Here is a 13,810-nt window from a genome sequence, read left to right as displayed (position 1 = left end):
GGGCACCGCGGTGTCAGACCTCGGCAAGCAGCGGACGCAGCTTCCCGGCGATGAGCTGGACCTGCCGGGCCACCATGTCCTCGGGCATGCCGGCCAGCGAGGCCCACAGGAACACGCCCTCCACCGGCAACCCTGCCACGTACGCCCTGATGGCCTCGGCGATGTCCTGCGGAGTGCCGTACAGGAACTGACCGACGCCGTTCGCGTTCAGTCCCGTCTCCCGCCACTTCTCGGGGTCGATGGGGCGGGGGACCGGCCGGTCGGTCCCCTCCACCATGTACCGGCGGTAGCTGTCCCATTGGTAGGCCAGGTGCTCGCGCACGACCGGCCAGTCGCCGTCGGGGTCCTCGGTGACGAACGTGGTGAACGAGCCCTGCATACGGGCCGCCGACGCGTCGTACCCGCCGTCCGCGAGCCCTTCCCGGTACGGGGCCAGCAGCGCCGGATTGAGCGACAGCAGCCCCGTGCCCAGCCGGCCGGCCCGCCGGGCGCCCTGCGGGCCCTGGTAGCCGAGCCAGATCGGCAGCGGATCCTGGACCGGGCCGGGAGTCACCCGGGATTCGGCCCACAGGCCGCGGATCTCCCGTACCCGTTGGTCGGTCGTGGTGTACCGCTTGGCCAGGTCGGCTCCGTACAGCCGGTACTCGGGCACCCGGTACCCGGTGCCGAGCCCGAGGTCCAGGCGGCCGTCGCTGATGATGTCCACGAGCGCGGCCTGTTCGGCGATCTCGGGGGCCGCGTGCAGCGGTGCGGGGATGACCGCGGTGCCCAGGCGGACCCGGCGGGTGCGGGCGGCGGCCGCGGCGGCCATGGTGAGCGGCTGGGGGAGGTAGCCGTCCTCGAAGCCGTGGTGCTCGGAGAACCAGACCGAGTCGAGGCCGAGCCGGTCCGCCTCCTCGCACATCTCCAGCGCGAACCCGTACACCCGCGACCAACTCTGCCGCCACGGCGGCGGGTTGCGCAGGTCGAAGTAGATGCCCACCTTCACGAGGAACCTCCTGCTGCTGTGTTGTCCGCCAGTCGGATCGTCGCGTGCGCGACGGCAACTCCGTCCCCGGGCGGCAGGAGCCGTACCGGGCGCAGCTCAAGCGCCTCGATCTCCGGGAGGTCCTCGACCATCGCCGAGATCCGCAGGACGGTCTCCTCGAGGGCCGCGAGATCCACTCCCGGGCCCCCGGTCCGGCCGTCCAGCAGCGGGGTGGCCCGCAGCGAACGGACCATCTCGCGGGCGTCGCGGTCGCTGAGCGGGGTGACGCGGTGGGCGACGTCCGCCATCAGGTCGGCGTAGTCCCCGGTGAGGCCGAAGGCGACCACCGGGCCGAAGACCGGGTCGGCGCGGACGGTGAGGAACGCGTCCGGTCCGGGGTCCGATCGGGGACCCGGTTCGGGACCCGGTTCGCTGTCGCGGACGGCGATTCCGTACGAGGCGAGCAGTTCGGCGGCGACCGCTGCGGGGACCGGGCCGGGGGCGCAGGAGGCGATCAGCGACCGGGCGCGCCCGGTGTCGACTCCAGCCAGATCCGGTACGACGCCCGCGGGTGTGCTGCGCCAATCCTGGTAGGCCGCCGCGTGCCCGAGCGAAGTGGCCGCCGCCTCGGGGAACGTGTACGTCGGTACCACCAGGTCGCCCCGGTGCAGGAGGTCGGCGACGCCCGCGCCGCCCAGGAAACTGGCCAGCACCGGTTTGTCGGGCCGGGCCGCGGCCGCGTCGAGGATCGCCGACGCCACCTCGTCGGGTTTGTCCGCCAGCGGCGGCATGAACAGGACGACGGCCGCGTCGATGCCGTCGTCCGCAAGGACGGCGTCCAGCGCCTGCCGGTAGTGGGCGGCCGTGGCCGTGGGCGTCAGGTCGACCGGGTTGGAGACGTCCGCATGGGGCGCGAGGGCCGCCCGGAGCGTCTGCCGGGTGCGCTCACCGAGTGCGGGCACGCGCAGGCCGCTCGCCGCGCACGCTCCGGCCGTCAGCGCCGCGGGGCCGCCCGCGTTGGTGATCAGGGCGACCCGGTTGCCGGGCGGGGGAGGCTGGTGGGCGAGCAGGAGGGCGACGTCGAACAGCTCCTGGAGACTGCGGGTGCGGATCACGCCGGACTGGGCGAACAGTGAGCTCACCGCCGAGTCGGCGTGACCCGGGTGGACCGCGACGATCGGTTTGCGCGGCGCGATCCGGCGGGCGACGCGGGCGAACCGGCGCGGATCGCCGAAGGTCTCGACGTGCAGCAGGATCACCGAGGTTCCCGGGTCCTCCTCCCACCACTGGAGCAGTTCGTCGGTGGACACGTCCACGGCGTGACCCACCGACACGAAGCCGGAGAAGCCGAGCCGCAGCCGTCGGGCGAAGTCGAGCACCGCGAGCCCCAGTGGTCCGGACTGGCTGGACATCGCCACCCGGCCGGGCGTCGGCAGGGCGGGCGAGAAGGTCGCTGCCAGCCGCGCCGCGGGTGTCGTGTTGACCACGCCCATGCAGTTGGGGCCCACCAGCCGCATGCCGGAGGCGCGGGCGAAACGGGCCAGCTCCCGCTCGGTGGCGCGTCCTTCGACGCCGGTCTCCCCGAAGCCCGAGGAGACGACGACCACCGCCTTGACGCCGACCTCGGCACACTCGCGCACGACATCGGGGACGGCCTCGGCCCGTACGGCCACCAGCGCCAGGTCCGGCGGTTCGGGCAGGTCCCGGACGCTCGCGTACGCCCGCACGCCGGCGATCCGCTCGGCCCGCGGGTTGACCGGGAACACACTGCCGCCGAAGCCGCCCCGCAGCAGGTTGGCCACGATCTCGTGCCCGATCGTCAGGGGGTCCCGGTTGGCGCCGATCACTGCGACCGAGCGCGGTTCGAGCAAGGGCTTGAGCGAGCGCCGTACGGCCGTGTGCTCGCGGCGTTCGGCCCGGGCCACGGCCTGGGCCTGCGGGTCGATGGCGATCTCGAAGTGGATGATCTGGCCGGGCGGACCGGTCTCGATCCGGTAGCCGGAGGCGAGGAACACGTTGATCATCCGCGCGTTGTCGGCCAGGACGTCGGCCTCCAGCACCCGGATGCCCCGCGCGCGTGCGGCGGCGGCGATGTGCTCCAGGAGCAGCCTGCCGAACCCCTCGCTCTGATGGTCGTCCCGGATGGTGAACGTGACCTCGGCGTGCTCCGGTTCCTCCGGGTCGCGGACGTAGCGCACCAGGCCGGCGATCTCGTCACCGGCCAGGGCGATCAGCGCCAGCTCGTTGAGGTAGTCCACGTGGGCGCCGCGCCGGATGACGTCGTCGCGGGCGCGGACCACCGGCCCGAGGGAGCGGTAGGCCAGGGTGGCCCGGGACAGGGTGCCGACGAACGCGACCAGACGGTCGGCGTCCTCGGGCCGGATGGGGCGGACGAAGGTCGACCGCCCGGTCCTGACGAGTCCGGGCCGTTCCAGGTCCTCGGGATACGAGGGGTACGAGGGGTACGAGGGATACGAAGGAGACGAGGGAGACGAAAGACTCGGGGGGTACGGAGGTGTGGGCACCGGTGATCCGTCCGAAGGCCCCGGGTCGTCGGCGCCGCTCAGACGGCCGCCTCCTGGGGAGTCTGCTCCGGCAGGCGGAAGAGCTCGTTGAAGGTGCCGCGTGTGACGCGCTCGCGGACGTCGTCCGGCACGCCGTCGAACAGGTCGTGGAGCGTTGACTGGGTGTGGCCGTAGGTGCCCTCGAGGTGGGGGTAGTCGTCGCCCCACATCACGTTGCGGTAGCCGGTCGACTCGACGATCTCCACCGAGCTCTTGTCGTGCTGGAAGGAGGCGTACACCTGCTGCCTGATGATCTCGCTGGGCAGCCGGCTCAGCTTCGGCCGGACGAACATGCCGTGCTGGCGGTAGGCCTCGTCCATCCGGTCGCCGATGACCGGCACCCAGCCCGCGCCCCCCTCCGCTATCAGGATCTTCAGGTCGGGGTGGCGGTCCAGAGCGCCGCCCGCGACCATGTGGGACACGACCCGCATGCCCGGGTAGGTCGTCTCCATGTAGTTGACGACCGCGCCGCCGGGCCCGCGGAAGACGACGTTCTGCGCGCCCGTGCCGATGTGGAAGCCGAGCACCAGCCCGGCCCGCTCGACCGCTGTCCACAGCGGCTCCCAGCGGTCGAGGGCGTACTCCTCGCCCGGTCGTGTCGAGCACGGCAGGAAGACCGCCTGGAAGCCCAGTTCCGCCACCCGCTCGACCTCGGCGACCGCGTCGTCGATGTCGGCCGTCGAGACGCAGGCCGTGGTGATGACGCGCTTGTTCTTACGGAGGATCTCGTCGTGGGCCCAGTCGTTCCACGCCCGCACCGTCTCCCGGGCGAGCTCCCGGTCGGTGATCGACACGAGCCAGAACCCCATGGACGGGAAGGCCAGTTGGCCCCACACGCCCTCCTGGTCAAGGTCCTTGAGGCGTACCTTCAGGTCCCAGGCGCCCGGCGGGCGCATCGCGTCCATGAAGTCGCCGAGCTGGCGGTCGATGCGTTCGCCGTCGATGTAGAGCATCTCGTACTTCTCGCCGCGCTCACTGCGTGGCGCCCGCGCGCCGAGCCGCGCTGACATCCTCTCGGTCCACACGTCGGCGGGTTCCATCACATGGGAGTCCCCGGAGTTGACCCAGATCTTCGTCATGACGCCCCTTCGGGTCAATGGATGCAAGTCAATCGATGCAATCAGTTAGCGATTTTAGTTGTATCGGGGACGGAAGGGAAGACCGGGATGGTGAAGATCGGCTCCCGGATCGTTCGAGAGCTGGGGGGTCGCCTCGAATCCGTCCAATTGGTTGACTGATTGATCTGATAGCTGGAAGATCTGGGCACTAGCCGCGAGGAGGCGCCATGGTCGGTGACAGGGACACCGCTGACAGGTACTTCGAGCCCCAGGTGGAGACCATGCCGCGCGAGGAGCTGCGCGCGCGGCAGGAGGAACGGGTCCTGGAGCTCGTCGAGTACGCCTATGCCAACTCGGCCTTCTACCGCGAGCTCTGGGACGAGCACGGGGCGCACCCGCGAGACATCCGGTCCCTGGAGGACTTCCGGGCACGGATTCCGTTCATCACCAAGGACATGGTGCGCGCCTACCGGGCCCGCACCGGCGATCCCTTCGGCGGTCTGCTGTGCGTCCCGACCGAGGAGCTGACCTCGGTCTCCTCCAGCTCGGGCACCACCGGCGACCCGGAGTTCTTCGCCGAGATCTGGCAGGACGCGCCGCCGCTGGTGACCGCGCAGGTCCGTGACCTGTGGGAGCTGGGCCTCAGGCCGGGGGACCGGGTGCTGAGCCCGCCCGGCACGTTCCGCAACTTCATGGACGCCGGCTTCCAGGCGCTGGGCGCGGTGGTCATCGAGGTGGACACCTGGATGGGGAACATGCCCGGGGTGGTCGAGGCCCTGCGCACCTACCGCCCCGCCTACCTGCAGATGATGTATCCGCAGATGGTCGAGCTGGAGCACATGGCCGAGAAGACCGACCTGAGGGAGGCCTTCTCCTCCCTCAAGGGCGCCTCCTGCGCCGGGCAGCCGCTCAGCCGGAAGATGCGCGAGCGGATCCGCGACGACTGGGGCATCGACGTCTACGAGTACACCAGCGCAGCCGACACCGGCACCGCCTGGGAGTGCCGCGAGCACGACGGCTTCCACCTCTGGGAGGACACCGTCTTCGCGGAGTGCGTCGAGGTCGACGAGCACGGCTGGCACGACGTCCCGGAGAGCGACCTGGGTGAACTGGTCGCCACCGACCTGGACAACCGGGCCGCGCCGCTGATCCGTTACCGCAGCGAGGACCTCGTTCGCCTCTCCCGCGACACCTGCGGCTGCGGCCGCACCCACGCCCGCATGTGGGTGGCCGGGCGGCGCGGAGACGAGACGGTGGTCCAGGGGCGCTCCGTGGTTCTGCGGGACGTCTGGCAGGCGGTGGAGGACCAGCCGGAGACGGTCGCCGGAGTCTTCCAGATCGTCCGGGACCACCGCGAGGTCGACGAACTGCGGCTGCGCGTCGGCTACGACCCCGAACTCACCGGCGACATCGACGCCCTGGCCGGCCGGCTGAGCGAGGCCGTGCGCGAGCGGACCGGCGTCAAGCCGGTGCTCGACATGCGCACCGAGGAGGACCTGTTGAAGACCATGACCAGCGTCGCCAAGTTCCCCAGGGTGGTGAAGAGCTGATGGCACGCGCCGACACCCTGGCCCGGGCCAGGAAACTCGACCGGCCCGAAACCGCCTACCTCATGCGCTTCCCCACCGCTGACGGCACGCGGGACATGGAACTGACCTGGGCGGAACTCGCCCGGGACACCGACTGGGTCACCGCACGGCTGCGGGAGCACGGACTGGCCGCCGGGCAGCGCGCGTTGCTGACCGCGTCCGGCTTCGAGGGCTTCTGGGGCCACGCGGTGATCGGCGCCCTGGGCACGCTGAAAGTGACGTACGGCATCGCCGAAGCCATGGGCTGGGACCACCGCCGCGCCGCGGTCTTCCACCGTGAACTCGCCCCGCACGCGGTGATCGGACTGTCGGCCCAGACCCTGGAGGGACTCGCCGGCGCGGCCGACATCGGTGAGATGTTCCGGCCGACGTCGGTCGTACTGGCCCGGCCCGCCGCCGTACCGCTCCTGCGTGCGGTGGGCGTGTCCGCCGCTCTGATCTCGGCCGTGGGACCGGCCCTCGCGCTGGAATGTCCCGAGCGGCGCGGCGCACACGTCAACGCCGCCGAATGGCGGGTCGGCGAGCGGGACGGGCTGTTGTCCGTGGCGGCGGGGGAGGGGCGCGCGTCGCCGCTCCCCGAGACACCGCTCGGCATCGCGGGCCGTGTCGTCGCCGGCCGGTGCGGCTGTGGCAGCGAGGACCCGCGGGTTCTGCTCGCCGAGGCCAACTGATCTTCTTACGAGAGGAGTTGAGATGTCTGAAGGAGTGGTCGACGGCCGGGTAGCGGTCGTCACCGGCGCCGGCAACGGGATCGGCAGGGCGCACGCCCTGGCGTTCGCCGCGCAGGGCGCGAAGGTCGTGGTCAACGACCTGGGCGGCTCGCGTGACGGGGCGGGCGCCTCGGCCGGGCCGGCCCAGACCGTGGTCGACGAGATCGTCGCGGCCGGCGGTGAAGCGGTGGCCAACACGGACGACATCTCCACCTGGGAGGGCGCGGGTCAGCTCGTCCGGCAGGCGGTGGACACCTACGGCGGTCTGGACGTGCTGGTCAACAACGCCGGCATCCTGCGCGACCGGATGATCGTGTCGATGACCGAGCGGGACTGGGACAGCGTGCTCGCCGTCCACCTCAAGGGCGGCTTCGCCACCCTGCACCACGCGGCCGCGTACTGGCGCGAGCGCGCCAAGGCCGGTCACGGCAACGACGCCCGGGTGATCAACACGACCTCACCGTCCGGCATCTTCGGCAACCCCGGCCAGTCGAACTACGGCTCCGCCAAGGCCGGCATCGCGAGTCTCACTCTCATCGCGGCCGCCGAACTCGCCCGCTACGGCGTCACGGTGAACGCCATCGCGCCCACCGCGCTGACCCGGCTGACCGAGGACATCGAGATGATGAAACAGGCCGCCGAGAGCCAGGACCTGACCCCGGAGGCCATCTCGCCGCTCGTGGTCTGGCTGGGCTCGGCCGCCTCACGCGAGGTCACCGGCCGCGTCTTCGGCGTCGTCGGCAACCGCATCACGGTCCTGGAGGGCTGGGTCAACGGCCCGGCCGCGAGCGCCGACACGCGCTGGACACCGGAAGAGCTGTCCTCCGTCGTCCCCAACCTGGTGGCCAAAGCGGCTCCGAACGCCGACGCCCTCGGCAACCGGAACGGGGCATGAGATGACGACGGCACAACGACGGCCGGTGGCCGAGGGCCTGTTCACCTGGCCGCCCGCCGAGTCCGCACCCCTTCGGCTCATCGGCTCCGAGTGCACGGTGTGCGGCCTGGTCAGTTTCCCGGCGGCCGCGGACTGTGTCCGGTGCGCGAGCACGGAGTCGAAGGAACGCCTGCTGGCGGACCGCGGCACGCTGTGGACGTACACGACCCAGGACTTCCGCCCGCCGTCCCCGCCGTACGACGGCCCGGCGGCCTTCGAACCCTACGCCGTCGGGTACATCGAACTCCCCGGCGAGCTGCTGGTCGAGGCCCGCCTCACCGAACCCGACCCGGAGAAGCTGCGGATCGGGCAGGACATGCGGCTGACGCTCGTGCCCTACACGGTGCAGGACGACGGCACCGAGGTCGTCACCTTCGCGTTCACCCCGGTCGAGAAGGAGACGTCATGACCGAGGCCGTCATCATCGGCGTGGGGCTCCACCCCTTCGGCCGTTTCCCCGGGAAGCCCGCGCTGGACATGGGCGCGGACGCGGTACGGCTGGCGCTCTCCGACGCGGGCGTGACCTGGCCGCAGATCCAGGGCGGTTACATCGGCAGCTACGAGGTCGCCAACCCGGACGCGATCGTCGGCCGGCTCGGCCTGACCGGCGTACCACTGCGCGGTGTCTTCAACGGCTGCGCCACCGCCGGTACGGCGGTGGCCCTGGCGGCCCGCGCGATCGAGACCGGCGAGCACGACCTGACCATCGCGATCGGCCTCGACAAGCACCCGCGCGGCGCGTTCGCCGCGGACCCGTCCGTGGCCGGCATCCCCTCCTGGTACGGGCAGACGGGGCTCTTCCTCACCACGCACTTCTTCGGCATGAAGATCAACCGCTATATGCACGAGCACGGCATCTCCCACGAGACGCTCGCCCGCGTGGCCTCGAAGAACTTCCGCAACGCGGCCGGAAACGAGAAGGCCTGGCGCCGTACGCCGCTGTCGCCCGAGGAGGTCCTCGCCTCCCCGGTCCTCAACTACCCCCTGCGCCAGTTCATGTACTGCGGCCCGAACGAGGGCGCCGCGGCCGTCGTGATGTGCCGCGCCGACCAGGCCCACAAGTACACGTCAGCCCCGGTGCGGGTCCGGGCCACCGCCCTGCGCAGCCGCCGGCTCGGCGCCTTCGAGGTGCAGAGCCCGTCGTTCCCCGTCGGAGAGGCGGTCGAGAGCCCGACCGTGGACGCCTCCCGGGCGGCCTACGAACGCGCGGGCATCGGCCCCGAGGACGTGGACGTCGCCCAGCTCCAGGACACCGACGCCGGGTCGGAGATCATCCACATGGCGGAGAACGGCCTCTGCAAGGACGGCGAGCAGGAACGCCTCATCGCCGAGGGCGCCACCGAGATCGGCGGCCGGCTCCCGGTCAACACCGACGGCGGACTGCTCGGCAACGGGGAACCGATCGGCGCGTCCGGGCTGCGCCAGATCCACGAGATCGTGCTCCAGCTGCGCGGTACGGCGGGCACGCGCCAGATCCCCGGTACGCCGCGCGTCGGCTTCACCCACCTGTACGGCGCGCCCGGCGCGTCGGCGGTGACGATCCTCTCCACCTGACAGCCCCCCACCTGACAGCGGAGCGAACACGCGATGGAACAGGACATGCAGGGCTTCGCCGCCGAGGCGCGCAGCTTCCTCGACGCGCACGCGGCGAAGGCCCCCGACCGCACCGCCTTCACCTGGGGCGAGGGCGACGACTCGATGGCGTACTTCAGCAGCCTTGCTCCCGAGGAGGACCGGGAGCACGTGCGGCGGGCGCGGGAGTGGCAGCGGGTCCGCCACGAGAACGGCTTCGGCTGGATCACCGGACCGGTGGAGTACGGCGGCCGGGGCCTGACCCCCGTCCACGACCTGCTCTACGACGCCATCGAGTCCGAGTACGACGTCGCCGACACCGGCGTGCTCGGCGTGATCGGCCTGGGCATGATCGGACCGACGATCCTCGCCCACGCCCAACCGCACCTCAAGGACCGCTGGCTGCCCGCGATGTACCGCGGGGACGCCATCGCCTGCCAGCTGTTCAGCGAGCCCGGAGCGGGATCGGACCTGGCGAGCGTGGCGACCCGAGCCGTCCGTGAGGGCGGGGACTGGGTGCTGAACGGGCAGAAGGTGTGGACCTCGGTCGCCCAGCACAGCCAGATCGGCCTCGCGCTCACCCGCACGAACCCGGACGCGCCCAAGCACCGCGGGATCACGGCCTTCCTGGTCCCCATGGACGCCCCCGGCGTGGAGGTACGGCCGCTGCGGCAGATGACCGGCGGCGCGGACTTCAACGAGGTCTTCCTCACCGACGTCCGCATCCCCGACGACCACCGCCTCGGCGAGGTCGACGGCGGCTGGACGGTCGCCCTGACCACCCTGATGAACGAGCGCGCGACCGTCGGCAGCGAGGGCGTGGGCCCGGTGGCCGCCGCCCTGTCCCCGGACCGGCTCTCCGCGCTGATGCGCGCCACCTGGACCTGGGACGACCGCGCCCTGCGCGCCCGCCTCGCCGAACTCCTCGTGGACGCCATGGCCACCGAACACCTCAACACCCGGGCCCTGCGCAAGCTCCGCAGCGGGGTCGCGCCGGGCCCCGAGATGTCCGTGTCGAAGCTGATGTACGGTCAGAACCTCACCCGGGCCGCGCACTTCATCACGGACGCCCTCGGCCCGCGCGCGATCGCCGACACCGGCCAGTGGGGCACGTACGCCTGGACCGAACTCCTCCTGGCCACCCCGGCACTCAGGATCCTCGGCGGAACCGAGGAGATCATGAAGAACATCCTCGCGGAACGGGTCCTCGGCCTGCCCAAGGAACCGGTGACCGCCGCTGCCAAGGAGGTGCGGCCGTGACCGCCGACGAGAGCGAACTGAGGGAACTGCGCTTCTCCGTACGGGAGTTCCTGGAGGCCAAGTCCCCCGAGGAAGCCGTGCGCAAGCTCATGGAGAGCGAACCGCGCTTCGACCCGGCGGTGTGGGCCCAGGCGGCCGACCAACTGCGGCTGCCGGGCCTGGCGATCCCGGAGGAGTACGGTGGCGACGGCTTCGGGGCGGTCGAACTCGGCGTCGTACTGGAGGAGATGGGCCGCGCGCTGTTCTGCGCGCCCTTCTTCGCGACCGTCGTCCTGGCGGCCCAGGCCCTGCTGGCCTCGGGGGACCGTGAGGCCTGCGCGCGTCATCTCCCCGGCATCGCGGCCGGACGGACCACGGCCGCCCTCGCCGTGGCCGAGGACAACGGCTCCTGGGACCCCGCCCTGGTCTCCGTGCGGGCCGTGCCGGACGGGGACGGCGGGTGGACGGTGCGAGGCCGCAAGTGCTTCGTCATCGACGGTACGACGGCCGATCTGATCCTCGTCGTCGCCCGCACCGTCGCCGGACCGGCGCTCTTCGCCGTGGACGGGGCGGCCACGGGGATCGCGGCGGAACCGATGGAGACCCTCGACGCCACCCGGGCCATGGGCCGGCTGACGTTCGACGCCGTGCCCGCGACGCTCGTCGGCGCGGACGGGGCGGGTGGGCGCATCATGGCCAAGGTCCTGGACATCGCCTCGGTGGGACTGGCCGCGGAGCAGGCGGGCGGCGCGCGACGGTGCCTGGAGATGAGCACCGACCACGCCCGCGTCCGCCACCAGTTCGGCCGGCCGATCGGCTCCTTCCAGGCGGTCAAGCACAAGTGCGCCGACATGCTCGTCCAGGTGGAACTGGCCGAGGCTTCCTCGCGTGAGGCGGCGAGGCTGGCCACCGAGGGCTCCCCGGACTTCCCGGTCGCCGCGGCCGTGGCGCACGCGTGCTGCTCACGGGCGTACCTGGTCGCCGCGATGGAGAACATCCAGGTACACGGCGGCATCGGCTTCACCTGGGAGCATCCGGCCCACCTGTACTTCCGGCGGGCCAAGTCCTCGCAGTTGCTGTTCGGAGGCCCGGCCGTCTATCACGAGCGGCTGCTGGACCGGCTCGGTATCTGACACCTCTAGGGCTGGGCCGGACCGGGCGACTCGGCGCGGAGCGAGTACAGGATCGGCAGGTGGGAGTCCCCGAAGGGCAGCCGGTACAGGCCGTCTTCGCCTTGCCGGAGGATGCCGCGAGGATCGAGGTCGGTGGCGATGTGTTCGCCCAGGTGCTTGGTCGTGAGGCCCGCTTCCGCGGCCCCGGTGACGATCTCCCCTAGCGAGTACGGGTACTGGACGGTGTCCAGGGCCGGTGTCGTCCGGTCGGGCTCGGCGTAGGTGCTGGTGACCGTCTCGCGCTGGGGCTCACCGCCGCCGTAGGGCCAGTCGACGACGAGTGGATCGAGGCCGGCGACCGTCTGGAACGCCGGATGCAGATCCACCAGCACCAGGCTCCCGCCGGGCTTCAGCGCCATGGCCGCACCCCGCATCCAGGCCTTGACGTCGGCGATCCAGCACAGCACCCCGTACGTGGCGACGACCAGGTCGAAGCGGTCTTCCAGCTGCGCGGGCAGCCGCTGGGTGTCGGCCTCGACGAAGGTGGCCTCAAGGCCGGCCCGTTCGGCCAGCAGCCGCGCCCGCTCGATCGCCGCCGGTGAGAAGTCGACGCCGGTGACCCGGGCACCCAGCCGAGCCCAGTTCAGCGTGTCCATACCGAAGTGGCACTGCAGATGGAGCAGATCCTTCCCGGTCACGTCACCCGCAAGCTCACGCTCGATGGCGTAGAGCGTCTGCCGCCCGGCGAGAAAGGCCTCGACGTCGTAGAACCTGTCCGTGGGAGACGAACCATGGATGCGGGCACGCTGGTCCCACAGTGCACGATTCAGCGCGAGGCCGTCGTCGTCACTCGGCACGGTGTCGGTCATGCGCCGAGAATGACACACCCCCGCGGGCGGGTTCAGCCCCGGGCGGCCTCGCCGAGCAGCGCCTTGGCGATGATCACTTGCTGGATCTGGCTGGTGCCCTCGTAGATGCGGAACAGCCGGGCGTCGCGGTAGAAGCGCTCGACGGCGACCCCGCGCATATAACCCGCGCCGCCGTGGATCTGCACCGCGCGGTCCGCGACCCGCCACACCATCTCGCTGGCGAAGTACTTCGTGCAGGAGGGGCCGATCTTGGTGTCCGTGCCGGCGTCGAAGGCGCGGGCGGCCTCCAGGACCGTGGCGCGTCCGGCGTAGTAGTCGGTCATCGAGTCGGCGATCAGGCCCTGGACGAGTTGGAAGGAGCCGATGAGCCTGCCGGACTGGCGGCGGGTGCGGGCGTACTCGACCGACTCGTCGACCAGGCGCTGGGCCATGCCCACGCAGAGCGCCGAGATGTGCACCCGGCCGTGCGCGATGCAGCCCATCGCCGTGCCGAACCCCCGGTTCAGGCCGTCCTCGCCGCCGACGAGGGCGGAGGCCGGTACACGTACGTCGTCGAAGTACACGTCCGCGGTCCACGCGCCGAGCTGGCCCATCTTGTGGTCCTTGGGCGCCACGGTGAGGCCCGGGGTGCCGGCCGGGACCAGGAAGGTGGAGATGCCGCGGGTGCGCGGGGCGTCGGGGTCGGTGCGGGCGAAGACCATGAAGACGTCGGCGAGCGGGGCGTTGGTGATGTACCGCTTGGCGCCGTTGATCACCCAGTCGTCGCCGTCGAGGTGCGCCTTCGTCGTGAGCGTCGACGGATCGGAACCAGCGTCCGGCTCGGTCAGCGCGAACGACGCCAGGACGTCACCGGACGCGATCCTCGGCAGCCACCGCGCCTTCTGCTCCTCGGTGCCGCCGACCATGAGGACATGACCCGCGATGCCGTTGTTGGTGCCGAACATCGAGCGCAGGGAGGGGGTCGTGTAGCCCAGCTCGAACATCAGCTGGGCCTCCTCGTACATCGACAGACCCAGCCCGCCGTACTCCTCGGGCAGGGCGAAGCCGAACAGGCCCATCTTCTTGGCCGCCTCGCGGATGTCCGCGGGCATCTCGTCCTTCTCGTCGATCTCCGCCTCGAGCGGCACGACGCGCTCCCGGACGAAACGCCGGACCTCGGACAGCACCGCGCTGAAGTCAGCCGCGTCCATGTCGAC

General features: G+C 71.4%; 12 protein-coding genes. 7 read left to right on the top strand and 5 right to left on the bottom strand.

What is annotated here, in order from left to right:
• Nucleotides 1–13: 13 nt before the first annotated feature.
• Genes OG252_RS04430 through OG252_RS04420 form a run of 3 tightly spaced genes read right to left on the bottom strand, consistent with a single transcriptional unit; the run spans nucleotide 14 to nucleotide 4,610 of the window.
• A complete protein-coding gene (locus OG252_RS04430; protein WP_329333858.1) occupies nucleotides 14–988 on the bottom strand; it encodes an LLM class flavin-dependent oxidoreductase in 975 nt (324 codons plus the stop codon).
• Complete coding sequence (locus tag OG252_RS04425; protein WP_329333856.1) at nucleotides 985–3,492, bottom strand: bifunctional acetate--CoA ligase family protein/GNAT family N-acetyltransferase; 2,508 nt, start codon at nucleotides 3,490–3,492, stop codon at nucleotides 985–987. The genes OG252_RS04430 and OG252_RS04425 overlap by 4 nt, the downstream gene beginning before the upstream one ends.
• Before the next feature lie 38 nt (nucleotides 3,493–3,530).
• Nucleotides 3,531–4,610, bottom strand: a complete 1,080-nt coding sequence (locus OG252_RS04420; RefSeq protein ID WP_266451786.1) for an amidohydrolase family protein — start codon at nucleotides 4,608–4,610, stop codon at nucleotides 3,531–3,533.
• A gap of 206 nt (nucleotides 4,611–4,816) precedes the next feature.
• Here OG252_RS04420 and OG252_RS04415 point away from each other — a divergent pair, with 206 nt between their 5' ends.
• From OG252_RS04415 to OG252_RS04385, 7 genes are read left to right on the top strand one after another with little or no spacing between them, the layout of a single operon-like run.
• The gene (locus OG252_RS04415) at nucleotides 4,817–6,139 is read left to right on the top strand and encodes a phenylacetate--CoA ligase family protein (RefSeq protein WP_329333854.1); all 1,323 of its coding nucleotides are present in this window, start codon (nucleotides 4,817–4,819) and stop codon (nucleotides 6,137–6,139) included.
• Entirely contained in the window at nucleotides 6,139–6,849 is a 711-nt protein-coding gene (locus tag OG252_RS04410) for a hypothetical protein (RefSeq protein WP_329333852.1), read from the top strand. Before OG252_RS04415 ends, OG252_RS04410 begins: the two co-directional genes overlap by 1 nt.
• Before the next feature lie 22 nt (nucleotides 6,850–6,871).
• Entirely contained in the window at nucleotides 6,872–7,783 is a 912-nt protein-coding gene (locus OG252_RS04405) for an SDR family oxidoreductase (RefSeq protein WP_329333850.1), read from the top strand.
• Nucleotide 7,784: 1 nt separating this feature from the next.
• The gene (locus OG252_RS04400) at nucleotides 7,785–8,231 is read left to right on the top strand and encodes a Zn-ribbon domain-containing OB-fold protein (protein ID WP_266451790.1); all 447 of its coding nucleotides are present in this window, start codon (nucleotides 7,785–7,787) and stop codon (nucleotides 8,229–8,231) included.
• A complete protein-coding gene (locus OG252_RS04395) occupies nucleotides 8,228–9,376 on the top strand; it encodes a thiolase family protein (protein ID WP_329333847.1) in 1,149 nt (382 codons plus the stop codon). The genes OG252_RS04400 and OG252_RS04395 overlap by 4 nt, the downstream gene beginning before the upstream one ends.
• A gap of 33 nt (nucleotides 9,377–9,409) precedes the next feature.
• Nucleotides 9,410–10,654, top strand: a complete 1,245-nt coding sequence (locus OG252_RS04390; RefSeq protein WP_329333845.1) for an acyl-CoA dehydrogenase family protein — start codon at nucleotides 9,410–9,412, stop codon at nucleotides 10,652–10,654.
• Nucleotides 10,651–11,766 carry an acyl-CoA dehydrogenase family protein gene (locus tag OG252_RS04385; RefSeq protein ID WP_329333842.1) on the top strand — a complete coding sequence of 372 codons (1,116 nt, stop codon included), beginning with the start codon at nucleotides 10,651–10,653 and terminating at the stop codon, nucleotides 11,764–11,766. The genes OG252_RS04390 and OG252_RS04385 overlap by 4 nt, the downstream gene beginning before the upstream one ends.
• 5 nt (nucleotides 11,767–11,771) lie before the next feature.
• Here the strand turns inward: OG252_RS04385 and OG252_RS04380 are convergent, their stop codons facing one another.
• Both OG252_RS04380 and OG252_RS04375 read right to left on the bottom strand, forming a co-directional pair.
• Nucleotides 11,772–12,614 carry a class I SAM-dependent methyltransferase gene (locus tag OG252_RS04380; RefSeq protein ID WP_329333840.1) on the bottom strand — a complete coding sequence of 281 codons (843 nt, stop codon included), beginning with the start codon at nucleotides 12,612–12,614 and terminating at the stop codon, nucleotides 11,772–11,774.
• Between the two features lie 32 nt (nucleotides 12,615–12,646).
• The gene (locus OG252_RS04375; protein ID WP_266451795.1) at nucleotides 12,647–13,804 is read right to left on the bottom strand and encodes an acyl-CoA dehydrogenase family protein; all 1,158 of its coding nucleotides are present in this window, start codon (nucleotides 13,802–13,804) and stop codon (nucleotides 12,647–12,649) included.
• Between the last annotated feature and the right edge of the window lie 6 nt (nucleotides 13,805–13,810).

Source organism: Streptomyces sp. NBC_01352 (assembly GCF_036237295.1).
Taxonomy (GTDB): Bacteria; Actinomycetota; Actinomycetes; order Streptomycetales; family Streptomycetaceae; genus Streptomyces; species Streptomyces plumbiresistens.
Note: the sequence above shows the minus strand (reverse complement) of the source record. Positions and strands in the feature narration are given on the sequence as shown.

Coding starts and splice junctions, on each gene's coding strand:
- OG252_RS04375 (WP_266451795.1), bottom strand. CDS start 13,804: ATGGACGCGGCTGACTTCAGCGCGGTGCTGTCCGAGGTCCGGCGTTTC.
- OG252_RS04400 (WP_266451790.1), top strand. CDS start 7,785: ATGACGACGGCACAACGACGGCCGGTGGCCGAGGGCCTGTTCACCTGG.
- OG252_RS04415 (WP_329333854.1), top strand. CDS start 4,817: ATGGTCGGTGACAGGGACACCGCTGACAGGTACTTCGAGCCCCAGGTG.
- OG252_RS04405 (WP_329333850.1), top strand. CDS start 6,872: ATGTCTGAAGGAGTGGTCGACGGCCGGGTAGCGGTCGTCACCGGCGCC.
- OG252_RS04395 (WP_329333847.1), top strand. CDS start 8,228: ATGACCGAGGCCGTCATCATCGGCGTGGGGCTCCACCCCTTCGGCCGT.
- OG252_RS04390 (WP_329333845.1), top strand. CDS start 9,410: ATGGAACAGGACATGCAGGGCTTCGCCGCCGAGGCGCGCAGCTTCCTC.
- OG252_RS04410 (WP_329333852.1), top strand. CDS start 6,139: ATGGCACGCGCCGACACCCTGGCCCGGGCCAGGAAACTCGACCGGCCC.
- OG252_RS04380 (WP_329333840.1), bottom strand. CDS start 12,614: ATGACCGACACCGTGCCGAGTGACGACGACGGCCTCGCGCTGAATCGT.
- OG252_RS04420 (WP_266451786.1), bottom strand. CDS start 4,610: ATGACGAAGATCTGGGTCAACTCCGGGGACTCCCATGTGATGGAACCC.